This is a genomic window from Ruegeria sp. BG3, from assembly GCF_056538485.1.
Genome location: NZ_JBQFTE010000001.1, coordinates 332,848 through 353,969 on the forward strand (window position 1 = coordinate 332,848; position 21,122 = coordinate 353,969).

The window sequence follows — 21,122 nt, forward strand, 5'->3', positions numbered from 1 at the left end:
GGGTCTATCAAGGGCGAAACGCGGGGGTGGGACGGTCATGCGTATTCTGATTACCAATGATGATGGCATCAATGCGCCGGGGCTGATCACGCTTCAGGCGATTGCAAAGGATCTGGCTGGACCAGAGGGCGAGGTCTGGGTCGTGGCCCCGGCGTTCGAGCAATCCGGTGTCGGCCATTGCATCAGCTACACCCATCCCATGATGGTCGCCAAACTGGATGAGCGGCGATTTGCGGCCGAAGGCTCTCCGGCGGATTGTGTGTTGGCAGGCTTGCATGACGTGATGAGAGACTGCCCGCCCGATCTGGTGTTGTCTGGCGTGAACCGGGGCAACAACTCGGCGGAAAATACGCTCTATTCAGGGACCATTGGCGGCGCGATGGAGGCCGCTTTGCAGGGCGTGCCGGCCATTGCCTTGTCGCAGTATTTCGGCCCACGCAATCTGGGGCTCGAGGATCCGTTCGAGGCCGCCAGTCGCTTTGGCGCCGATCTGGTGCGCCGCATTCTGGACGCGACGCCCACGGAACAAGGCGATTACCGCCTGTTCTACAATGTGAATTTCCCGCCCGTTCCCGCCGATGAGGTTCTGGGCACCCGCGTTGCCCCGCAAGGGTTCCGCCGCGATACGCATTTTTCGGTCGAGCCACACAGCTCGCCCTCGGGGCGGCGGTTTCTGTGGATCAAGGGCGGGTATCAGCACAATCCGACCGCGCCCGGCACGGATGCGGCGGTCAATCTGGAAGGCTATATTTCGGTCACGCCGATGCGCGCGGATCTGACCGCGCATGACACGCTAGAGGCATTGAAGTCGATCGAATGAGTGGACTGGACCCAGAAACCGTCATGCAGTTCCTGTTCGCCCTGCGAAAGCGAGGCGTGACCGATGCGCGTGTCCTGGCCGCGATGGAAGCGGTCGACCGGGGGCGCTTCGTCACCGGCCTGTTCGCCGACCGCGCTTACGAGGATATGCCGCTGCCCATCGCCTGCGGTCAGACGATCAGCCAGCCCTCGGTGGTGGGGTTGATGACACAGGCACTGGATGTGCGTCCGCGTGACACTGTTCTCGAGATCGGGACCGGGTCGGGGTATCAGGCGGCGATCCTCGCGAAACTGGCGCGTCGCGTTTACACGGTTGAACGGCACAGGCGGCTTGTTAGCGAGACCGGCAAGCTGTTTGCCGAACTGGGGCTGACCAATGTCACGTCGATGCTGTCGGATGGCTCGTTCGGTTTGCCGGAACAGGCACCCTTTGATCGGATCATCGTGACTGCGGCGGCTGAGGACCCGCCAGGCCCGCTCTTGGCGCAGCTGAAAATCGGGGGTATCATGGTGCTACCCGTCGGGCAGTCGGATGCGGTGCAGCAGTTGATCAAGGTGACGCGCACTGAGACCGGTCTGGACTATGATGAATTGACGTCGGTTCGGTTCGTGCCGTTGCTTGAAGGGCTTGGCAAGGACGAGACGTAACAGGTTTTTGGGAATGGATCGCCGGAACCCCGGATAACAGGGGCAGGTGTTGAGGACAAAAGTCATGAGAGCAGTTACCAAATCAACGATGCGCCGTTGTGCGACAGGAGTTGCGGCTCTGGCCATTCTGGCCGGGTGCGAGGGGCCGTTGGATTACGACCTGCGCGGACAACTCGGCGGGTTTTCCACCACGGATGCGGCGCAATCCGCCACCACCAGCCGCCCTACGCCCGACGCGCGCGGGGTGATCACCTATCCGAACTATCAGGTCGCCGTGGCACGCCGGGGCGATACCGTCCGCGATGTGGCGGCCCGGGTCGGCCTGCCAGAAGGTGAGTTGTCGCGGTTCAACGGTTTGCAGACAACCGACACGCTGCGCGAGGGCGAGGTTCTGGCCCTACCGCGATCTGTTGGCGCGTCAAGCGGCGTGGATATTGCCTCAATCGCTGGAAACGCGATTGATCAGGCCCCGGATACGGGCGGGGTGCAGACGACGGTGCTGAAGCCGGTCGAACCGGCGCCAACGCCTGCACCGGTCGCTTCTGGTCCAGAGCCGGTGCGCCACAAGGTGAAGCGGGGCGAGACGGCCTTTACCATCTCGCGCCTCTATCAGGTGCCGGTTGAAGCTCTGGGAGAGTGGAACGGCTTGGGACCGGATTTCGCCATTCGTGAGGGGCAGTATCTGCTGATTCCGGTGAAGAACCAGGCTGCCCCGCGTCAGGCGGCGGCAGCGGCTCCGGTCGCAGCAACAGAGGTGACGCAGCCGGGGCAGGGATCTCCGACGCCGACACCGCCGAGTGCGACCCAGCCACTACCGGATGAGCAGGTCGCGCCTTTGGCCGAGGCGCCCGAGGCGCCGGATGTCACAGCTGAAGCGCCGACCAGAAGTTCCGGCAATTCCGCGCTGTCCTTGCCGGTCGCGGGCAATATTATCCGGACATATGACAAGGGTAAGAACGAAGGCATCGATATCGCGGCCGCTCCGGGCACGTCGGTCACTGCAGCCGAGGCAGGCACAGTGGCGGCGATTACCGCAGATGCCGATCAGGTACCGATCATCGTTGTGAAGCATAACAATGACTTGCTGACGGTTTATGCCAATGTCGACGATATCACCGTCAAGAAAGGTGATCGCGTGCGGCGGGGGCAGAAATTGGCGGAACTGCGCGGCGGCGACAATGCGTATGTTCATTTCGAAGTCCGCAAAGGTTTTGAGTCGGTTGATCCTGAACCTTATCTGAGGTGACCAGAATGGCCCGTTCCGGGCCGTGCCTCCGGCGGGGATATTTTCAGCCAGATGAAGGGCGGATCACCCGTGTGGATCGAAGTCGCTTAGGCGTTTTCCTGGCTCGTCTGTGAAAAGCTCGGGCAGGGGGGTGACGGTTTCGATAAGGTCGATGCGGAAAACGCGAAAGCCGTTGCGCAGCTCGCACCATGCGGTGAGGGTCCAGACGCGGCCCCAGTATTCCATATGGAGGGGGCGGATAGTGCGCTCGGTCAGGGTGCCGTCGATGCGGCGATAGGACAGGTGCAGCTTCTGGCGGGTTTTGATGGCGGCGCGCAGCGGGGCCATATGCGCCAACCCACGCGCGGCGTCGGCGAAGGGGTAGACCGCAAATTTCCAAGTATCGGCCTCGGCCACAACCTGCGTGGGCAGTACAGCGTCAATCTTTTCTGCAAGTGACTCGGCCGCGGCTTTCAGGTCCGGGTCAGCTGCTTCGGCGACGATGGCCATCCCGAGGTTCAGTGCCTCAAGCTCGGCCGTGGTCAGGTTGAGCGGGGGCAGGGTGATCTGCTCGCGAACCATGTAACCCACGCCGCGTTCGCCTTCAACGGGAACACCCGAGGCGACCAATGTGTCCATATCGCGATAGATCGTACGGACCGACACCTCGAGCCGGTCCGCGATGTCCTGCGCGCGGTGCAGTTTGCCGTCGCGCAGGATCTGGATGATATCGAACAGTCGATCAGTGCGGCGCATGATACGCCGTTCTGACCTGCATCAGGTCATGTTCCATAGGACTGCCTCATGCCGCATCTGCAGGCTTTCGGGGTTGATGGCTGCCATCAGGGCCGGTGCAAACTCCTGTTGCGGGAATTCTGCAGCCGCCGTCTGAGCGGCCTTCATATCTTGCCAAACGACATAGTCCGTCCAGCGACCGTCTTCCCCTTGACTGAGGTGGCGATGGGCAAAGCCGGGTGCTGCGCGAACGAAACTTTCGGTCGATTGGCTGAGTTTGACGAAGGCCTCGGGTGAGGTGCCCTCGGCCAGGGTGAAGGTGACGATTTCGGCGACATGGGTCATGTGTTTCTCCGTTGACCAGGTTGCGATACCGCTGTCCTAGCCCGTTACAACTGACATAAACCTGTCAGTTGAGAAAAGCGAGGGCCATGAATCCGCAAGATCACATCAAATTTGCCGCCAGAATTGGCTCGATCACCTTTTGAGAACGCGGCTTGCCGCGTAAACACGGGGTCAGAAAAGGGTTCAGGCGCAGTGCGCCTTTGTGACGGAGAATAAACATGCTCAACAATATCGGACTTCCCGGCCTGCTGCTGATCGCTGTTGTGGTGCTGGTGCTGTTTGGCCGCGGCAAGATTAGCTCGCTTATGGGTGAAGTGGGCAAGGGCATCACCTCGTTCAAGAAAGGCGTCAAGGAAGGCGCGGACGAGCTGGAGCAGGACGCAGCGGAAGTGGCCAAGGACGTCACGCCCGAAACCGAGAAAGACAAGGTCTAAACCCGGATGTTTGATCTGGGCTGGACCGAGCTTCTGGTCATCGGCATCGTTGCCCTGATTGTGGTGGGGCCGAAAGACCTGCCCGTGCTGTTTCGCAATGTCGGTCGGTTTGTCGGCAAGGCCCGGGGCATGGCGCGTGAATTCACCAGCGCCATGAACGAGGCTGCCGATCAGGCGGGTGTGAACGAGATCAAGAAAGGCCTGAACGCGGCCACGAATCCCGTGAACAGCGCGATGGACGGTGTGAAAAAGGCCGCCCAGGATCTCAGCAGCAGTATCGACCCTACCAAGTTCGATCCTGAAAGCGAAACGGGCAAGCTGGCGGCTGAGCGGGCTGAACAGGCCAAGAAGATTCAAGCCTCAACCGCCCGCGCCGCTGCCGAACGTAAGGCCAAAGAAGCCGCTGACGCGCTGGCCAAGGCCGAAGAGGCTGAAGCCGCGCTGAACACTGAGAACAAGACATGAGCAAGACCGACGAAATCGAAGACAGCTCGGCCCCGCTGATCGAGCATCTGGCCGAGTTGCGCACACGACTCATTCACTGCGTCGTGGCGTTTCTGATCGGTATGATCATCTGTTTCACGGTTGCGACGCCTCTTTTCAACTTCCTGACGCATCCTTTGTGCGAGGTGCTTAATGAACGTGGGCAGGATTGCGGGCTGATCTTCATCTCGCCGCAGGAAGGCTTCTTTGTTGCGATCAAGGTGTCGCTGCTGGGAGGCTTCATTCTTGCGTTCCCCTATATCGGGATGCAGATGTGGCGCTTTGTTGCTCCGGGGCTTTATAGGTCCGAGAAGAACGCTTTTTTGCCGTTCATGTTGGCCTCGCCCTTCATGTTCCTGTTGGGGGCAAGCTTCGCGTTCTACGTCGTAACGCCGTTGGCCTATGACTTTTTCCTCGGGTTCCAGCAGTTCGGCGCTGAAGGAGAGGCCGTCGTGGATGGCGCCACCGCGGCACCGCTTAGTGTGGTGTTCCAAGGCTCCGCTCAGGAATACCTGAACCTGACGATCAAGTTCATCGTGGCTTTCGGGCTGTGTTTCCAACTGCCCGTGTTGCTTACGCTGATGGGCAAGGCGGGGCTGGTCACGGCTGAGGGGCTGGGTAGTGTCCGTAAATACGCGGTGGTTGCTATTCTGGTGCTTGCTGCGCTAGTGACCCCTCCCGACGTGATCACACAGATCATTTTGTTCGTGGTGGTCTACGGCCTTTATGAGGTGTCGATCTTCCTCGTCGCCAGGGTTGAGAAGAAACGCGAAGAACAACTCCGCGCGGATGGCTACTATGATGACGAGGCCGAAGCGGATGAGGACCTGATGCAGGAAGAAGACGGGAAGTAGTCTCTTGCTGTTCCCAAGACAGGCGCGCCCATGACAGGCGCGCCTTTTTCGTTGGAACCCCTTGTTGCCAAAAGCCGAACGTGGTTTGACACCGTTGGAATAAGACCCCGGAGGCCACCATGGATACCCAAGCCCTGAACCGTATCGCAGACGCGTTAGAGCGGATGGCTCCGGCCCCTTTGGCGGCTCCGGACTTCAATGCCGCGCCGGCTTTCGTCTGGCAGGTTGAGCCTGACCGGCTAGCGCCTGTCCCTCAGGTCAACCGCGTGGACCTGGATCTATTGGTAGGTATCAACCGTTCACGCGATACCCTGCTGGACAACACAAGGCGCTTTGCGGCGGGGTACAAAGCCAACAACGCGCTGCTCTGGGGCGCGCGGGGGATGGGCAAATCCAGCCTCGTAAAGGCCGTTCACGGTACGCTGCAAACCGAGTATCCCGGTCTGAAACTGGTCGAGCTTCAACGCGAAGACATGAACTCGGTCGCGCGCCTGTTGAACCACCTGCGCGCCGCGCCGCACCGGTTCATCCTGTTCTGTGATGACCTGTCGTTCAGCCATGACGACCAGCACTACAAGTCGCTCAAGGCCGTACTCGACGGAGGCATCGAAGGCCGCCCCGAAAACGTGGTGTTCTACGCCACCTCGAACCGCCGCCACCTGATGCCACGGGACATGATCGAGAACGAACGCTCCAGTGCTATCAACCCGTCGGAAGCGGTCGAAGAAAAGGTCTCGCTCTCCGACCGTTTCGGGCTGTGGCTGGGCTTCCACCCCTGTGGCCAAGACGAATACCTCGCCATGATCGACCGTTACTGCGCGGCCTACAATGTGTCGGTCGAGCCGGAAACCCTGCGCGCGGAAGCCATCGAATGGCAGGCGACGCGCGGGTCACGCTCGGGCCGTGTTGCGTGGCAATTCTTCGTCGATCTCGCCGGGCGCAACGGCGTCCATATCGCGTGATCCCAGCTCCATCTGGCTAAAAATACCTCCGCCGGAGGCATGGCCCAAAGGGCCATTCCCTACAACAACGCCAGAATCCGAGCCGCTTCATCCGCTGTGCTGGTCAGCACATCGCGATCCTCACCGGGGTGAAACCGCGCGCGCACGGCTGTCGGCATCGGGGCAGGCTCCACAATCGACACTTTGGGCCCAGTCCGTTCAGTCTCAACCTGCCAACTGTGTGCCAGAGCCATCTGGGCGGCCTTGGTGGCGCCGTAGATGCCGTAGAACTTCTCGCCCGCTTTGGGGTCATCAAAGAACACGGCATGCCCGGCCTCACCCAATAGAGGCGTCACATAAGGGATCAGAACCGAGGTGGCATTGGCGTTGGTGTTCATCGCCTTTGCCCACTCTTTGGAATCAACGAAATGCGCCGGTGTGAGGGCCGAAGTGTGGACGGCCGTGTGCAGCCACAAATCCACTTTGCCCCAGCGATCATGAATACCCCTGCACAGGGTGGCCATCGCGTTGGCATCGGTGATGTCCATGGGCGCAAGTGTGGCCGAACCGCCCTTGGCTTTTATCCGGTCGTCCAGCTCTTCCAGCCCGCCGGTGGTGCGGGCGACGGCGACGATGTGATACTCGGGGGCCAGTGCTTCGGCCAGGGCTGCGCCCAACCCGCGAGAGGCCCCAGTGACGAGGGCAATTTTGGTCTGATCGGTCATGGCAGCGGTTTGAACGCCCGCGCGCGGGTCGTCAAGAGGGCGCTAGCCCCCCGGAATTCCAATCCGGCGGGTCTGGCCGCTTTGTCGCAGCATGATCCCGTGTTCATCAATGGCGACAACGGTGCCCGACGCCACGCGGCTTCCTGGCTTGACCTCTTTTAAACGCCCCGATGACAAGCGCATCAACGCGCGCAGTTCGGCTTTCGGGCCAAAGACACCCAGAACCGAGACCGAATTTCTTTTCAACGCGCCCCGCTGCGTGGCCGCGCTTTTGACATTGGCATTTGGCATTTTTTGCGGCTCGAACCGGGTTCGAACCCCTTTTGTGAGTGGTGGTGAAGAGCTGCCTACCAAACCGCAAAGTAAATCAAAAGATCACCCCGCTCTCATCAGATCACGGCGGGGTGAGGCGGCCAGAAGCCTTTGCAATCAGGCCATTCCTATCGGCAAAATCCAGCCAAAGCCGTGGCGATGCCCTCGGCCTGCGTTGTTTTCCGATTCGCGTTGTCTCTTTAGCCCGACGCCAGTTTCGCCGCGTTCCACGACCCACCGACAACCTGCATGTCTTCGCGCTTTTTGCTGACGCGGGTGCTGTTTTCGAGACTGTCGAGATAGTCACCGCTGACACTGCCGGTGATGTAGTTGCCGTCAAAACAGGAACAGTCGAACGCCTCAATCTCGGGGTTGCCCTCTTTGGCGGCCCAGATCAGATCGTCGAGGTTCTGATAGAACAGAGCATCCGCGCCCAGTTCTTCGCGAATCTCTTCGATTTCTTTGCCATTGGCGATCAACTCGTGCTTGGTGGGCATGTCGATGCCATAGACATTGGGGTATTTCACCGGGGGCGAGGCGCTGGCGATGTAGACCTTCTTGGCCCCGGCTTCACGACACATCTGAACGATCTTCTTGATCGTATTGCCGCGCACGATCGAGTCGTCGATCAGCAGGACATTGTGATCCTTGAACTCCAGTGGAATGGCGTTCAGCTTGCGGCGAACGGATTTCTGGCGCTCTTCCTGACCGGGCATGATGAATGTCCGACCGACATAGCGGTTCTTAACCAGACCTTCGCGATAGGGGATGCCGGTGATCTTGGCGGCCTCAAGCGCCACGGGGCGGGCGCTGTCGGGAACCGGGATGATCCGGTCGATCTGAAGACCCGAGTCCTGAATCTGTTTGGCCAGCGTTTGCCCCATACGCATCTGGGTTTTGTAGACCGAGACGCCGTCCAGCAGGGAATCCGGACGGGCGAGGTAGACATATTCGAAGATACAGGGCGTCAACTTGCCTTCGACGGCCTGAAACTCGTGCATGTTGCCGTCCAGATCAATCAGGATGGCCTCGCCCGGGTTCAGGTCACGGATCTTGGTAAAGCCGTTGATGCCAAAGGCCACATCCTCAGAGGCGAAGGCGTAGTCATTGCCATCGCCCTCGGTCTCACGAATTGCGACCGAAAGGGGACGAATGCCGTGCGGGTCGCGGAAGGCCAGCATGCCAACACCGGCGACAAGGCAGATGACCGAGTAAGCGCCTTGCACACGCTCCATCGTCATCTTAACTCCGGCAAAGATGTTGCGGATGGGCTCGGCGTTTCCGTTCACTTTGATCGCGTCGGCCACTTTGTCGGCCAGAACGTTCAGCAGGATCTCGGAATCTGACGTGGTGCGCAGGTGACGGCTGTACTTGCCGGTGACCTTTTCGCGTTGCTCGGCGGTGTTGGTGATGTTGCCGTTATGGACCAGATAGATCCCGTAGGGCGCGTTGACAAAAAATGGCTGCGCCTCGGACGCGCTGAGCGACCCTGCGGTGGGATAGCGCACATGGCCCATGCCGACCTTGCCCAGAAGCGTTTCGGCATCCGTCGCGTTGAACACGTCCTTGACCAGACCGTTGGCTTTTTTCTCGCGAAAGAACTCACCGTTGTATGTAACGATCCCAGAGGCATCCTGCCCCCGGTGCTGCAGCATCAGCAGCCCGTCATAGATTTCCGCAAACACATCATGTGTCCGGCTTGCGATCCCCAAAATCCCACACATGTACGGGCTCCAATTTCTATGACGTTTTGACCAGAGGGTTGAGTGACTGCCGGACAGGGAGGGCTCGTACCGTTCGTATCTTGCAAGCCAGACGGTGCATTATCACCGCATTGCAGGCAGATGAACATTGAAAGGACAAACCCGACAGCTCCGATTCCGTGGCAGTTTGGCCTCCACATACTGCCTTAGAACGCGGCTGTCATCAAAGGATCACATTTCTACAGGCCGCAGTTCTGATTTCTTCAGTTGCGGCGTGGTGACATATGAATTCATTTGTGCTGACATATGCATAATTTCATCGCGGATCTTATCGGGGAGGGGGCCAGAATGTGGCAGGATCGCTCACCAAACAAGAAAGATGAGCCGCCCAAAAGGCGGTGCCATCGGTGCCGCGGCATGGGGCGTGCGCCGTGTGAGATTTGCAAGGGCGCGGGTGAAGTGGTCAAAAGCCGAGATATTCTGGGTAAACCGATTTCCAGCCGCTGTGATGGCTGTTTCGGGTTGAAAACCATCCGCTGTACGGTCTGCGGGGGTGAGGGGTTCGTTCAATGAAAGAAAGCCCGGCGCGAGGCCGGGCTTTTCGAATAACATTCTGTATGAATTAGCTGTCGGTGGTTTCCGCAGCAGGGGCCGCGTCGCCTGCGGTGCAGCTGGCAACCAGCTCTTCGTATTGTGCCGTGACCCAACCCAGCGCTGCCTCGGGGTTTTGTTCTTCGATCTGGGTGCTGAACTGTTCGAACACCTTGGCAGAGCGGCTTTCATCTACCAGAGTGTAGGACTGGCCGGTCATCACGGTGTCGTAGACAAAGAACGCGATAGCGACCAGCAGGATGCCCCGTGCGATGCCGAAGAAGAAGCCAAGGGCCTGATCCAGACCGCCCAAGGCCGACCGTTGCACCAGCGACGAAAAAAGCGGCGTGAAGATACTGACGATGATCAAGGCGATTGCAAACACGGCTGCAAAGCCAGTGATGACGGACAATTCGCAGCTGTCGCGCAGGAAATCTCCGACCACCGGGATTTCTTTGACCAGCGGCACGGCCTGCGGTGCGAAGATGAATGCCAGAACGGCTGCTGCCACCCAACCCGCGATGGCAAGAACCTCGCGCATGAAACCGCGCGAATAGGCCAGAATGCCTGACAGCACGATGATCAGGGCCACAACCCCGTCAATAATTGTAAAACCTTCCATGGCCCTCGCCTGTTCTTTTTCTGCCCCTCAGGGCCGGACTTTAACCTGCTCCGAAGGTTTCGCCAACAAACCCCACCAAATCAGAGGGTCGGGTGAGTGTCAGACCTGCCACAGTGCCGGTTTTGCCGCCCGCCGGAGCGATTGCCGATGTGAAACCAAGTTTTTGTGCTTCTTTCAACCTGTTTTCGGTCTGAGGGGCTGGTCTAAGTGCCCCGGATAGCGAGATTTCTCCGAAAACGACCGTATCAGCAGGCAGGGCGCTGTCTTCTCGTGCACTTAGTAACGCTGCGGCAACGGCCAAATCGGCGGCGGGTTCACTGACCTTCAGCCCTCCGGCCACGTTCAGATAGACGTCGAGACCCGCGAAGGGGATTCCGCAGCGGGCCTCAAGCACGGCGAGGATCATCGCCAGCCGTCCGCTATCCCAGCCGACGACAGTGCGGCGGGGTTGCGAATGCGGCGACGGGGCAACCAAGGCTTGCAATTCCACCAAGACGGGGCGGGTGCCCTCGATCCCGGCAAAAACGGCCGAGCCGGGGCTGGGCGTGCCGCGTTCGGACAGGAACAGGGCCGAGGGGTTGGTGACCTGCGCCAGCCCTTTGCCCGTCATCTCGAACACGCCGATCTCATCTGCGGGGCCGAAACGGTTTTTGACCGCGCGCAGGATACGGAACTGGTGGCCGCGTTCGCCTTCGAAATAGAGAACGGTGTCGACCATATGTTCAACGACGCGCGGGCCCGCGATCTGGCCCTCTTTGGTGACATGACCGACCATCACGATCGACACACCGTGTCGTTTCGCAAACGTGGTCAATTCATGCGCTGCAGCCCGGACTTGTGACACGGAGCCGGGCGCGCTGTCCACATTGTCGGCCCACATGGTCTGAATCGAGTCGATGATGGCGAGGCCGGGTTTTTCGGACTCAAGCGTTGTCAGGATGTTGCGCAGATTGGTCTCGGCGGCCAGTTGAACCGGCGCATCCTCGAGCCCCAGACGGCGGGCACGCATGCGGACCTGCGCGCTGGCTTCTTCGCCCGAGACATAGATCGTTTTGACGCCCGCGCGCGCGAACCGAGCGGCGGCTTGCAGCAGAAGGGTGGATTTGCCGATGCCAGGGTCTCCGCCCACCAGCAGGGCCGAGGCGGGGACGAGGCCGCCGCCCAGAACGCGGTCAAGCTCATCCACCCCGCTGAGTGTACGGGGTGGCGGGGTCTCCTCGGTCGACAAGTCCGTGAGTGCAATGGACTGGCCCCGCTTGCCGCCGAGGGATTTCTTTGCCGGGCCCGCCGACAGGGGCACGTCCTGGGTGATCGTGTTCCATTCGCCGCAGGCGTCGCATCGCCCGGACCATCTTGTATGTGTCGCGCCGCAGGCCGAACAGGAGAAAGAAGTCGTCTTTGCCATGAGGCCTTTGGTGCCCGAGGATGGGCGGTTCTTCAAGCCCTTGCGGGCTTTCCTCTCCGCCGGTGGCGCGCCGCGCCCTCAGGCCCTGCGGGCCATCGGGTGCGGCGGGCGCTGACGCGCCTATTCCGCCGCGCGAGGGGGCGACATGGCGACCACGCTGGAGGCGCTTGGGTCGCTGCCGTCGGGTGGTGTCTGCAATTGTGCCGAAAGCTCAGGTAGAAGTTCGAAAAGTTCATCCCGCAAGCGCGACAGTTGGGATTTGGCGATGGATTCCTCGATCTCGATATCGCGGGTCCATTGGCTGAGTTCGTGCAGGATGGTCTGGGCGTCCTCGATCCGTTGCTGGAACAGTTCGACCTCTTCCTGCCGCTGTTTCAGGAACATCCGGGCGCGTTCGACCCGGTCGTTGCCATAGGTTTCCGCCAGTTCGTGGCTGATCTGGCTCATCTGAGCGGCGGTTTCCAGGATTTCAGGCTCGAGCGCCTGAAGGTCGGGGTGGTCGCGCAGAAAGGCCATACGCTCTTTTACCGCATCGAATTCCGACGCCAGAGCGAAAACGCCGCTGCGATCTGCAGCATGGGCGACTTGGTACGCTTCGACGATGTCCTGCATGTTCAGCGAAAACTTCCTGTGCGCGTTCTCGAGCGCCATCATCCGGGCGCTGGAGGGCAGGTAAAAGCCGAGCATAAGAATCAGGCAGGTCAGGCCGATCTGAACAAAAATACCAGCGTCGATCACGCCGGTCTGGCCGAACCCGGCCTGAAGGGACAGCCAGGGCAAAACTCCTAGCGCCGAAAGTGAAGTTGCAACCACCGCGCCAAGGGCCGCGATGCAGATCATGAAAAAAGTCAGTCTTAAAAAGGCATTCTGAAATTGCAATGTAATGTTGTTGAGGGCGGGCATGGTCGTCCATCTCCTTCTCAAACCGATACAAAACGGGCCGAAGCGGAGGACATATCAAACACGCAAGGTGATCCTCTGTGGACCCGTACACACTAGAATTTTGCTGCTCGAAATATAAAGATGATACTTAGAAATGTGTTTTCAATCAACACGGTCTAAGCTTTTCGTGAAGTGAATGTCATCTCGGTAATATATCCCAGCACGATCGAGGCCAGAATGCAGCCGGTAAAAAGGTAGAGGCCCCAGGCCGTCTCGATGGTCGCGTAAGAGATCCCCTTGGCCAGCGTGATATAGAGCGCGATCAGGAAGATATCGGCCATGGCGAGCTTGCCGAGGATGTTCAGTGCGGGTTGGACGCGGGCATCTAGCAGGTCCCATTGGATCAGGGCGGTGCCGATGGTTTTGATGTAGGGCGCGAAGAGGGCGAATACGGTGACGGCCAGCGCGAGGAAGATGTCGGATTTCCAGAGAGATTGCAGGCCGGTGATGACGCTGATTTCGGATAAGCCGAAGATCGGCAGCAGGCCCGCGCGCATCAAAGGCGCGAACCACGCGATCGGGTAGAGGATCAGGAGGGAGAGGGTAGCGAGGCGGAGGGTCATAGTCTCGAACAAGAACGCAGATACACGAAAACGTACAAAGTACTGAGTCCTTAATAGTCATGTACAAACTGATCTGGCTGACACTATGAGAATCCTTTCCACGTTGCAGGGATGGAGTAGTTCCGAATTTGGTAGACTTTTTGGCTTTTTTTGAAACCACGAAGCTCACGCTCCATCGCAACCGTTTCGACGTCGTCAAGAAGATCTTGAAAAGCAGCAGAACATATCATCTTGATACCTTGTTTGGTCGCCTCTTCGAGCATCCGCGCTGTTAAATTCACTGCTGGCCCTATCGCAGTAAAGTCTAATCTCGATTCTGTTCCAATGTTTCCTAGGAACACTTCGCCTACATGGAGGGACGATTTGAACGAAAGTTGCTTCTCTGGAAATTGAGCTTTCATTTCTTTTTTTATATCTTCAACAGTTGCTAAGGCACATTGCGCAGCTGCTTTTTGCGCGTCTCTAGAAAATGAAGAGCTGTAAATTACTAAGACTCCATCTCCAATGAATTTTAAAATCTCACCTTGGTACTTTTCGACGTTCTGCCCGACGATTCCAAAAAAGGAATTAAGAGTTCCCAACACGCTCTCATAATTTGATGCATCAGCAATCTGAGTGAAGCCCGAAAGGTCCGCAAACAAGACAACCGCGGTAACCACTTCGCCTTCACCTCGACTTACTTTGCCGCTAAGGATTTTTTTGCATGGTTCGCGTCCGACATAGGATTCCAGAACAAATTTTTTGTCAAAATGCTCGGTGTGATATTCCTTCAGCCTTGCAATTGGGTTCCGGAGCGCATTGAGAGCCTCAACTTGCTGGCCATTGAAGCCTCCTGCATTTTTAGTCGAAAACTCTATGTTTCCCGTGGCGCTTCCGTCAGTGTTCACTAGAGGTAAAATCAAGACGTCGCTATATCCCAAGTCTTTGTAGGCTCTTTGAAACCTTGACGTAACTCGCGTCTTTCCGCTCGAAAAGCGAAAACGAATCTCTTCGGGATTTTCAATCATCTTGGAAAGCGGCGTTTCGAGGAACTCTGGCGATTTCATAAAGGAATGATCAAAAGTTCTTCTTCTGACACCTTTTTCTCGTGTCCAGCTGTACCGAATACCTCTGATTTGAGGATGTACGAAAATACCGTTAACCACACATGCAGAAAGCGGCACCCCAGCGTCGATAAGACGAGAAGAGCACTCTAACAAAAGTTCTTCAATTGACTTGGGCGGGGGTGCTCCCGCGACTAGCCAGTCTACAATGGAGCCAACTTTTATACTGTCGACCATATGGATGCTCAAAATTGCTTGAGAGCAAACTTTACTCGAAATTAGCGAATTGATCGACTGGTTTTATCACCGCACCGCCTCAATCGGCCCTTCCGCACTCCCGCTGATGAACTGCTCCAGATAGGGATCGCCCGAGGCATCCATCTGACCCACAGGCCCAGTCCACTGGATCACCCCGTCATGCAACATCGCCACATTGTCAGCAATTGCGCGGACGGAGGTCATGTCGTGGGTGATGGTCATGGCGGTTGCGCCCATCTCGGTCACGATCTCGCGGATAAGATCGTTGATGACGCCGGACATGATCGGGTCCAGCCCCGTCGTGGGCTCGTCGAAAAAGATGATCTCGGGTTCGGCGGCGATGGCGCGGGCAAGGCCCACGCGTTTCTGCATCCCGCCCGACAGCTCGGACGGAAAGCGGTCAGCGACGTTGGATTTCAGGCCCACGCGGCGGAGTTTCTCGATTGCGATCTCGCGCGCCTCTTCCGTGGGGCGTTTCAGCGACCCGCGCAGCAGACGGAAGGCCACGTTCTGCCAAACGGGCAGTGAGTCAAAAAGGGCCGCGCCCTGAAACAACATGCCAAAGCGCGCCAGAAATGCGTCTCGGTCGCCTTTGCTGGCGTCCTTGCCGTCGACATAGATCATGCCGCTGTCGGGCTTGATCAGACCAAGGATACATTTCAGCGCGACCGATTTACCCGTGCCTGACCCTCCGATGATCACCATCGAGGTGCCCTTGGGGATCTCAAGGTTCATGCCCTGCAGCACGTGATTGTCATCAAAGGACTTTTTGACGTTCTCCATCCGGATCATAGCGAGAAGAACACTCCTGTCAGAACGAAGTTGGCGGCGAGGATCAGCACGGCTGCGGCCTCGACCGAGCCTTTGGTGGCGCGGCCCACGCCCTGTGCGCCCCGGCCCGAGTTCATGCCGTAGTAGCAGCCCATGATTGCCGCGATCAGGCCGAAAGCGGCCCCTTTGGCCAAGGATGAGACGATGTCGCGGGCTTCAAGAAAGTTCACCGTGTTTTGCAGATAGGCAGCCGGGTTGAACCCGAGGTTCTGCGTCGCCACCGTATAGCCGCCCATGATGCCGATGATGTCTCCGATACCGACAAGGATCGGCACTGTGATCAGCGCCGCCAGCACACGCGGGGCGGTCAGATATTTCATCGGGTGGGTCGACAAGGTGACCAGCGCGTCAATCTGTTCGGTCACTTTCATTGTGGCGATTTCGGCGGCGATGGAGGAGGTCACGCGCGCCGCGATCATCAGGCCGACGAGCACCGGTCCAAGCTCTCGCACCATGCCGATGGCAACGATCTGAGGGACCACGGCCTCGGCATTGAACCGTGCGCCGCCTGCATAGATCTGTAGGGCCAGCGCGCCGCCGGTGAAGATGGCGGTCAGGCCGACCACGGGCAGCGACAGCCAGCCGATATTCAGCAGCGCCATCGCGATCTCGCGCGGGTAGTAGGGCGGGCGCAGGATGTGCGACAGCGAGTCCAGAGCGAACAGCGTCACGCGCCCAAACGCAGCCAGCAGGGTCAGAACTGTGCGGCCCAACCCACCCAGCAGAGACAGCGGGTTCATTCCACGTACCCTCGTGAATAACGGCGGCCCATTGAGGTCAGGATTTCATAACCGATTGTGCCAGCGGCTTCGGCCAGATCATCGACGGTCTGATGTCCGTTGAGGATGCGCAGTTTCTCGGGCTCAAAGCCCAGATCGGTGACATCGATGGTGATCAGGTCCATCGAAATACGGCCGACAACTGGGCAGGGCTTATCGCCTGCGAAGGCATCAATGCCGCCGCCAATGGCACGGTGCAGGCCGTCGGCGTATCCGGCGGTGACGGTGGCGATCTTGGACGGGCGGCGTGCCGTCCAGCTGTTGCCGTAGCCTACGGTCTCTCCAACCGCGACGTCACGCACCTGCACGACCGGCAGATCGACGGTGACGACGGGCTTGGCGTCGGCAAAGGGCATCCCGCCATAAAGGCCGATGCCCGGGCGGCAGAAGTCAAAGTGGAATTCAGGCCCCAGCAAAGTGCCTCCGGTCGCAGCCAGAGACCGTGGGGCCGTCATACCCTCGGTCATCCCGCGAAACGCGGTCAGCTGTTGCTGGTTCATTGGGTGGTCCGGCTCATCCGCGCAGGCCAGATGGGACATCACAACCGCCGGGTTCAACGCCTCGGCCTGAGGGCGCAACTCGGCCCAGTCGGCGGGCTCCAACCCCAGACGGTTCATGCCGGTGTCAAGCTGGATGCCGAACCCATGTTCAGGCAGAGCCTGTTGGTGGCGTTGGAATTGCGCGCCCGAGTTCAGCAGCGGCGTCAGGTCGTGATCGCGCAGCAGTTCGGTATCGCCTTCCATATGGCCCGAGAACACGGCGACCATCGGCCCCGGCCCGACGGCGCGGCGGACGGCGGCGCCTTCTTCGGCCACGGCGACAAAGAACTTGCGAACGCCTTCTTCGGCCAAGGTTGCTGCCACGGGTTCGGCCCCCAGGCCATAGCCGTCAGCTTTCACAACGGCGCCGGTTTCGACATCCGTTTTCGCGTCAAGCGCCCGCCAGTTGCTGGCAAGCGCCTGAAGATTGATGGTCAAACGTGCGGTACTCATGATGCTGTTCATGACACTGGATCGGGTCAGGTCAAGAGGGGATCGTACATAACCTGTCAGGAAAACCCGCAAGATAGGCGACATACGGCCTTCTGAAGCAGGAATTTGGGCAGGTTTGAGGGGCTTTTGATTGGTCGGGATGCGCACAATGGGATTGTGCTACGAAACAAGTCAAAGGCCCTTGGCAAGGCGGATCGTTCAGAGCAACCCGTGCCGGTCTATTGCCGCCCGTCCAGCAGGGGCTTGTTGTTGCTAAGGTGCCGGGTCACCAATTTGCGCTGGCGTTTGTTGCTTGGGATGTAGCGCGCGGGCTGTGGGGCGGCAAAGAGGGCAAGCTGCGGGAAAAGCAGCATCAACTCCTCGCGTGAGGCGTCATCCATGGATTGCAGCGCTTGCGGGCCGGTAAACAGGCTTTCGCTGGGCGCGTCTTCGGCAAACAGCACCACGTGGCGGTCGAACACAAGGTGGTGATAGGTCACCTGCGAGACACTGGTGTCGACGAAAACGCCGGGCATCCGGGTCAATTGAACGGCCGAGACCAAAACGGATTCGGTCCCGAACATGCGCTGCGAAATCGAAGATCGGATCAGCATCCGATGTTGGCGCGAGACCAGAAGATCGCGTTTCGGCAGCGACTGTCCAAGCGCTCCAGCGACGATGCGAACCGGAAATAGCCGTGGGGTCTTTATCAACTCGGCCCGGTTGAGGCTGCGCGACAGGGTCATACGCAGGGTCTCGGGCGGGCCACCTTCGGTCAGGACCTGATCTCCGGCACACAGTGTCTCAACGGGAACGTTACCACGTGGCGTGGTGATCAGAGTGCCTGCCGTGAAACAGGGCGCGCCGGGGCTTGGGTTGGGGTTCTCAACGAAATTCACCCCATCGGTCGAGGTCAGGGACGAGGTATCATCTGTTCCGTTGCTGCCGATCTGGGTTGAGGTCAGCCCGCTGGCCGCGCCCCCATTTGCGGTGACCTGATTGTCGAAGGATACAAAGCTCAGCACCGTGCCATTGTCGTCCAGCGACACCGCGCCCAGCCGGTTGATGCGGGCCGAGACCACGTAATAGTCGAAACCGCTGACCGTGTTCACAGGTGCCGTGTCGACATCCGTGGAGCTTCGGACGGAGCCATTGGCGTTGTAAACCTGCACCCTCAGGCCCGAGACATCCGTACCTGTGGGAACGCGGATTTCGATGAAATCCCCGTCCGGCGCAAAATTCGGCCCGTTTCTGTATCGTATTTCCGAAATGATCGCGGGCAATGACGTAGGCCTTGCTAAAATCCGGCAATACGTGCCGTCATTCAGTACACACTAACACACGACGATTACCATTCAAAATCGGCTGTTTGAATATTTACGGTGACTTTTAGTACCCTTCGATCTCGCCGCCCTGTTGCCAGGGCTTGACCAGATTGCCAAAGCGGGTGAACTGCGCCTCGAATGACAGCTCGACCGTACCGATGGGGCCGTGGCGCTGCTTGCCGACGATGACCTCGGCCTTGCCATGCAGGCGCTCCATGGCCTGCTTCCACTCTTCCATCTTGTCCAGCTCATGATCGCCGGGCTTTTCGCGTTCCTTGTAGTATTCCTCGCGGAACACGAACATCACCACGTCGGCATCCTGTTCAATCGAGCCCGATTCCCGCAGGTCAGACAGTTGCGGGCGTTTGTCGTCGCGGCTTTCCACCTGACGGCTGAGCTGGGACAGGGCGATGACCGGGATGTTCAGTTCCTTGGCAATCGCTTTCATGCCCATCGAGATCTCGGCGATCTCATTGACACGGTTGTCGGAAATACCCCGACACAGCTGCAGATAGTCGATCACCAGCAGGTCCAACCCGTGCGTCCGCTTCAACCGCCGCGCGCGGGCGGCAAGCTGCGAGATCGGCAGGGCAGGGGTGTCGTCGATAAAAAGGGGGCAGGCTTCCAGTTCCTTAGCGGCATCGACGAAACGGCGGAACTCGGCCTCGGTCATGTCACCTTGACGGATCTTGTGGCTGGAGATTTCCGAGGCTTCGGCCAGAACACGACCCGCCAGCTGTTCGGCGCTCATCTCGAGCGAGAAGAAGCCCACGACGCCGCCATCAATCGCGCCTTCGCTGCCATCGGGTTTCAGCCCGCGCTTATAGGCCTTGGCCACGTTGAACGCCACGTTGGTCGCCAGCGAGGTTTTACCCATCGACGGACGACCCGCAAGGATGATCAGGTCCGAGGGGTGCAACCCGCCCAACTGTTTATCCAAGTCGGCCAGACCGGTGGAAATCCCCGCCATGCCGCCACCGCGCTGGTACGCCTCGTTGGTGACGTTGACGGCTTCTGTGACCGCCTTGAGGAAGGATTGGAAACCCTGTTCGGTCTGGCCCTGCTCGGAAAGCTGATAGAGCTGTTGCTCGGCCTCGACGATTTGTTCTTTGGGCTCGCTGGACACATCGACCCGCGCCGCCTTGTCCGAGATGTCCCGGCCCAGACGGATCAACTCGCGCCGGATCGCCAGATCATAGATCATCTGGGCATAGTCATGCACCGCGAAGGCACTGATCGAGGCCCCGGCGAGCTTGACCAGATAGGCGGGCCCGCCCAATTCCTTAAGGCCTTCATCATCTGCCATGAAGGATTTCAGCGTCACTGGTGAAGCCAGCGCATTCTTGGCGATGCGATTGGCTGCGACCTCGTAAATCCGTGAGTGAACCGGGTCGTAGAAATGCTCGGCCCCGATGATCGAAGCAACCCGGTCATAAAGGTCGTTGTTGGTCAGGATCGCGCCCAGAAGCTGCTGCTCGGCCTCAATGGAATGCGGCATGGTCTCGGCGTTTTGAATCTGCGCCGCTGCCTGCTCGATACTGCTGATCTCGTTCATCTTGTCCCCGCTGCCCGTTCCGAGGTTCTACACGCCAAGCCCCGGTTCAAGCTATCTGCAAATGAATGGGGGTAAGTTGGTATAACCGCCCCCGGCTTCGGGATAACTGCCCATCTGAATGGGGATAACTTCCGCCCAGTTTTGCACGGGACGAAAACTATCGCAACATTTGGTGTGATGGGCGCGAAATTCGACTAGATAGGCGCGCTGTGGATCGATTCGAAAATCAAATATCCCCAGCTTACCCACAGACCGAATTTTACGATTTATTCGCGTCCTGCCACCCGCGCGGGTCGTTCAGAAAGGCTTCGACACCGCTAAGGGTCTCTTCGTCAAAGGCCTTTTGTGCCTTGGCCTCGGCCAGAACGTCCCACCAGGTGCACAGCGAATGCAGCTTCACGCCGTGATCGCCGAGGGTTTTCTCGGTCTCGGGGAAGATGCCATAGTAGAAAATCACCGCGGTATGGCCGCAAGTCGCGCCCGTTTCACGGATTGCGTCCACGAAGGACAGCTTGGAGCCGCCATCGGTGGTCAGATCCTCGACCAGCAGCACGCGCTCACCCTCGCTCATCGCGCCTTCGATGCGGGCGTTTCGGCCGTAACCTTTGGGCTTCTTACGTACATAGGTCATGGGCAGGGCCATCCGCTCGGCGACCATGGCGGCAAAGGGGATGCCGGCCGTCTCGCCGCCCGCAATATTGTCGAACGCCTCGAACCCTGCCTCGCGCATCACGGTAACGGTCAGGAAGTCCATCAGGGTCGAGCGGATACGCGGGTATGAGATCAGCTTGCGGCAATCGATATAGGTGGGGCTTGGCAGGCCCGAAGCCAGAGTGAACGGCTCACGCGAATTGAAATGCACGGCCTTGATTTCCAGCAGCATCCGCGCGGTCAGGCGGGCGATTTCAGAGCTGTCGGGAAATGAACTGGGGATCATGGCGCAAACCTCGGGGCTGAAAGAGTGTTGCGGGCTGATAGCCTGTCCATCGGCCCGGAGTCGAGAGGGCCGAACA

Annotated in this window: 23 protein-coding genes; 7 read left to right on the forward strand and 16 right to left on the reverse strand. The window is 59.1% G+C overall.

Annotated elements, in window-relative coordinates; translation table 11 throughout:
- The first annotated feature begins 37 nt into the window (after window positions 1-37).
- From surE to ACR0AI_RS01705, 3 genes are all read left to right on the forward strand, one after another.
- On the forward strand, window positions 38-820 hold the full coding sequence (gene surE, locus ACR0AI_RS01695) for a 5'/3'-nucleotidase SurE (protein ID WP_480671140.1): 783 nt from the start codon (window positions 38-40) through the stop codon (window positions 818-820).
- A complete protein-coding gene (locus ACR0AI_RS01700) occupies window positions 817-1,467 on the forward strand; it encodes a protein-L-isoaspartate(D-aspartate) O-methyltransferase (protein ID WP_170373891.1) in 651 nt (216 codons plus the stop codon). Before surE ends, ACR0AI_RS01700 begins: the two co-directional genes overlap by 4 nt.
- Before the next feature lie 64 nt (window positions 1,468-1,531).
- Entirely contained in the window at window positions 1,532-2,713 is a 1,182-nt protein-coding gene (locus ACR0AI_RS01705) for a peptidoglycan DD-metalloendopeptidase family protein (RefSeq protein ID WP_480671138.1), read from the forward strand.
- A 63-nt stretch (window positions 2,714-2,776) separates the two neighbouring features.
- On the opposite strand, the gene ACR0AI_RS01710 is transcribed toward ACR0AI_RS01705, so the two are convergent.
- Together ACR0AI_RS01710 and ACR0AI_RS01715 are read right to left on the reverse strand one after the other, a co-directional pair.
- Window positions 2,777-3,448 (reverse strand): helix-turn-helix transcriptional regulator, encoded by a 672-nt coding sequence (locus tag ACR0AI_RS01710; protein WP_170717863.1) that lies wholly within the window; start codon window positions 3,446-3,448, stop codon window positions 2,777-2,779.
- A 21-nt stretch (window positions 3,449-3,469) separates the two neighbouring features.
- Window positions 3,470-3,772 (reverse strand): hypothetical protein, encoded by a 303-nt coding sequence (locus ACR0AI_RS01715; protein ID WP_170466595.1) that lies wholly within the window; start codon window positions 3,770-3,772, stop codon window positions 3,470-3,472.
- Between the two features lie 218 nt (window positions 3,773-3,990).
- Between ACR0AI_RS01715 and ACR0AI_RS01720 the strand changes: the two genes are divergently transcribed.
- From ACR0AI_RS01720 to ACR0AI_RS01735, 4 genes are all read left to right on the forward strand, one after another.
- Window positions 3,991-4,206, forward strand: a complete 216-nt coding sequence (locus ACR0AI_RS01720; protein ID WP_170373887.1) for a twin-arginine translocase TatA/TatE family subunit — start codon at window positions 3,991-3,993, stop codon at window positions 4,204-4,206.
- Between the two features lie 6 nt (window positions 4,207-4,212).
- Window positions 4,213-4,671, forward strand: coding sequence for a Sec-independent protein translocase protein TatB (gene tatB / locus ACR0AI_RS01725; protein WP_480671136.1), 459 nt, complete (start codon window positions 4,213-4,215; stop codon window positions 4,669-4,671).
- Window positions 4,668-5,543, forward strand: coding sequence for a twin-arginine translocase subunit TatC (tatC, locus tag ACR0AI_RS01730; RefSeq protein WP_170373885.1), 876 nt, complete (start codon window positions 4,668-4,670; stop codon window positions 5,541-5,543). Before tatB ends, tatC begins: the two co-directional genes overlap by 4 nt.
- Before the next feature lie 119 nt (window positions 5,544-5,662).
- The gene (locus tag ACR0AI_RS01735) at window positions 5,663-6,505 is read left to right on the forward strand and encodes an ATP-binding protein (protein ID WP_480671134.1); all 843 of its coding nucleotides are present in this window, start codon (window positions 5,663-5,665) and stop codon (window positions 6,503-6,505) included.
- 59 nt (window positions 6,506-6,564) lie between these two features.
- Here ACR0AI_RS01735 and ACR0AI_RS01740 read toward each other — a convergent pair whose 3' ends face one another.
- The 14 genes from ACR0AI_RS01740 to ACR0AI_RS01805 form a co-directional block, all read right to left on the reverse strand.
- Window positions 6,565-7,209 carry an SDR family NAD(P)-dependent oxidoreductase gene (locus tag ACR0AI_RS01740; RefSeq protein WP_480671132.1) on the reverse strand — a complete coding sequence of 215 codons (645 nt, stop codon included), beginning with the start codon at window positions 7,207-7,209 and terminating at the stop codon, window positions 6,565-6,567.
- Between the two features lie 42 nt (window positions 7,210-7,251).
- Window positions 7,252-7,500 carry a hypothetical protein gene (locus ACR0AI_RS01745; RefSeq protein ID WP_480671130.1) on the reverse strand — a complete coding sequence of 83 codons (249 nt, stop codon included), beginning with the start codon at window positions 7,498-7,500 and terminating at the stop codon, window positions 7,252-7,254.
- A gap of 221 nt (window positions 7,501-7,721) precedes the next feature.
- Window positions 7,722-9,245, reverse strand: a complete 1,524-nt coding sequence (gene purF, locus ACR0AI_RS01750) for an amidophosphoribosyltransferase (RefSeq protein WP_170373881.1) — start codon at window positions 9,243-9,245, stop codon at window positions 7,722-7,724.
- 601 nt (window positions 9,246-9,846) lie between these two features.
- Window positions 9,847-10,437 (reverse strand): CvpA family protein, encoded by a 591-nt coding sequence (locus ACR0AI_RS01755; RefSeq protein ID WP_170373879.1) that lies wholly within the window; start codon window positions 10,435-10,437, stop codon window positions 9,847-9,849.
- A gap of 40 nt (window positions 10,438-10,477) precedes the next feature.
- Window positions 10,478-11,842 carry a DNA repair protein RadA gene (gene radA, locus ACR0AI_RS01760; RefSeq protein ID WP_480671127.1) on the reverse strand — a complete coding sequence of 455 codons (1,365 nt, stop codon included), beginning with the start codon at window positions 11,840-11,842 and terminating at the stop codon, window positions 10,478-10,480.
- Between the two features lie 120 nt (window positions 11,843-11,962).
- A complete protein-coding gene (locus ACR0AI_RS01765; protein ID WP_170483510.1) occupies window positions 11,963-12,745 on the reverse strand; it encodes a kinetochore Spc7 family protein in 783 nt (260 codons plus the stop codon).
- 155 nt (window positions 12,746-12,900) lie between these two features.
- Entirely contained in the window at window positions 12,901-13,347 is a 447-nt protein-coding gene (locus ACR0AI_RS01770) for a paraquat-inducible protein A (protein ID WP_480671125.1), read from the reverse strand.
- 83 nt (window positions 13,348-13,430) lie between these two features.
- Entirely contained in the window at window positions 13,431-14,627 is a 1,197-nt protein-coding gene (locus tag ACR0AI_RS01775; protein ID WP_480671123.1) for an adenylate/guanylate cyclase domain-containing protein, read from the reverse strand.
- A gap of 66 nt (window positions 14,628-14,693) precedes the next feature.
- Window positions 14,694-15,440: an ABC transporter ATP-binding protein gene (locus ACR0AI_RS01780; protein ID WP_170764502.1), complete on the reverse strand. Its 747-nt coding sequence runs from the start codon at window positions 15,438-15,440 to the stop codon at window positions 14,694-14,696.
- A complete protein-coding gene (locus ACR0AI_RS01785) occupies window positions 15,437-16,219 on the reverse strand; it encodes an MlaE family ABC transporter permease (RefSeq protein ID WP_480671121.1) in 783 nt (260 codons plus the stop codon). Before ACR0AI_RS01785 ends, ACR0AI_RS01780 begins: the two co-directional genes overlap by 4 nt.
- The gene (gene alr / locus ACR0AI_RS01790; protein ID WP_480671119.1) at window positions 16,216-17,250 is read right to left on the reverse strand and encodes an alanine racemase; all 1,035 of its coding nucleotides are present in this window, start codon (window positions 17,248-17,250) and stop codon (window positions 16,216-16,218) included. The genes ACR0AI_RS01785 and alr overlap by 4 nt, the downstream gene beginning before the upstream one ends.
- A 218-nt stretch (window positions 17,251-17,468) precedes the next feature.
- Window positions 17,469-18,512: a Hint domain-containing protein gene (locus ACR0AI_RS01795; protein WP_480671117.1), complete on the reverse strand. Its 1,044-nt coding sequence runs from the start codon at window positions 18,510-18,512 to the stop codon at window positions 17,469-17,471.
- A 106-nt stretch (window positions 18,513-18,618) separates the two neighbouring features.
- Window positions 18,619-20,109, reverse strand: coding sequence for a replicative DNA helicase (locus ACR0AI_RS01800; RefSeq protein ID WP_480671115.1), 1,491 nt, complete (start codon window positions 20,107-20,109; stop codon window positions 18,619-18,621).
- 259 nt (window positions 20,110-20,368) lie between these two features.
- Entirely contained in the window at window positions 20,369-21,046 is a 678-nt protein-coding gene (locus ACR0AI_RS01805; RefSeq protein ID WP_170458556.1) for an orotate phosphoribosyltransferase, read from the reverse strand.
- Window positions 21,047-21,122 lie beyond the last annotated feature (76 nt).

Excerpts from the sequence above, each read along its gene's own strand:
- surE (WP_480671140.1), top strand. The coding sequence starts at position 38 with ATGCGTATTCTGATTACCAATGATGATGGCATCAATGCGCCGGGGCTG.
- ACR0AI_RS01755 (WP_170373879.1), bottom strand. The coding sequence starts at position 10,437 with ATGGAAGGTTTTACAATTATTGACGGGGTTGTGGCCCTGATCATCGTG.
- ACR0AI_RS01805 (WP_170458556.1), bottom strand. The coding sequence starts at position 21,046 with ATGATCCCCAGTTCATTTCCCGACAGCTCTGAAATCGCCCGCCTGACC.
- ACR0AI_RS01785 (WP_480671121.1), bottom strand. The coding sequence starts at position 16,219 with ATGAACCCGCTGTCTCTGCTGGGTGGGTTGGGCCGCACAGTTCTGACC.
- tatC (WP_170373885.1), top strand. The coding sequence starts at position 4,668 with ATGAGCAAGACCGACGAAATCGAAGACAGCTCGGCCCCGCTGATCGAG.
- ACR0AI_RS01780 (WP_170764502.1), bottom strand. The coding sequence starts at position 15,440 with ATGATCCGGATGGAGAACGTCAAAAAGTCCTTTGATGACAATCACGTG.
- ACR0AI_RS01720 (WP_170373887.1), top strand. The coding sequence starts at position 3,991 with ATGCTCAACAATATCGGACTTCCCGGCCTGCTGCTGATCGCTGTTGTG.
- ACR0AI_RS01740 (WP_480671132.1), bottom strand. The coding sequence starts at position 7,209 with ATGACCGATCAGACCAAAATTGCCCTCGTCACTGGGGCCTCTCGCGGG.
- ACR0AI_RS01770 (WP_480671125.1), bottom strand. The coding sequence starts at position 13,347 with ATGACCCTCCGCCTCGCTACCCTCTCCCTCCTGATCCTCTACCCGATC.
- alr (WP_480671119.1), bottom strand. The coding sequence starts at position 17,250 with ATGAGTACCGCACGTTTGACCATCAATCTTCAGGCGCTTGCCAGCAAC.
- ACR0AI_RS01705 (WP_480671138.1), top strand. The coding sequence starts at position 1,532 with ATGAGAGCAGTTACCAAATCAACGATGCGCCGTTGTGCGACAGGAGTT.
- ACR0AI_RS01745 (WP_480671130.1), bottom strand. The coding sequence starts at position 7,500 with ATGCCAAATGCCAATGTCAAAAGCGCGGCCACGCAGCGGGGCGCGTTG.
- ACR0AI_RS01775 (WP_480671123.1), bottom strand. The coding sequence starts at position 14,627 with ATGGTCGACAGTATAAAAGTTGGCTCCATTGTAGACTGGCTAGTCGCG.
- radA (WP_480671127.1), bottom strand. The coding sequence starts at position 11,842 with ATGGCAAAGACGACTTCTTTCTCCTGTTCGGCCTGCGGCGCGACACAT.
- ACR0AI_RS01735 (WP_480671134.1), top strand. The coding sequence starts at position 5,663 with ATGGATACCCAAGCCCTGAACCGTATCGCAGACGCGTTAGAGCGGATG.
- ACR0AI_RS01710 (WP_170717863.1), bottom strand. The coding sequence starts at position 3,448 with ATGCGCCGCACTGATCGACTGTTCGATATCATCCAGATCCTGCGCGAC.
- ACR0AI_RS01715 (WP_170466595.1), bottom strand. The coding sequence starts at position 3,772 with ATGACCCATGTCGCCGAAATCGTCACCTTCACCCTGGCCGAGGGCACC.
- ACR0AI_RS01800 (WP_480671115.1), bottom strand. The coding sequence starts at position 20,109 with ATGAACGAGATCAGCAGTATCGAGCAGGCAGCGGCGCAGATTCAAAAC.
- purF (WP_170373881.1), bottom strand. The coding sequence starts at position 9,245 with ATGTGTGGGATTTTGGGGATCGCAAGCCGGACACATGATGTGTTTGCG.
- tatB (WP_480671136.1), top strand. The coding sequence starts at position 4,213 with ATGTTTGATCTGGGCTGGACCGAGCTTCTGGTCATCGGCATCGTTGCC.
- ACR0AI_RS01700 (WP_170373891.1), top strand. The coding sequence starts at position 817 with ATGAGTGGACTGGACCCAGAAACCGTCATGCAGTTCCTGTTCGCCCTG.
- ACR0AI_RS01765 (WP_170483510.1), bottom strand. The coding sequence starts at position 12,745 with ATGCCCGCCCTCAACAACATTACATTGCAATTTCAGAATGCCTTTTTA.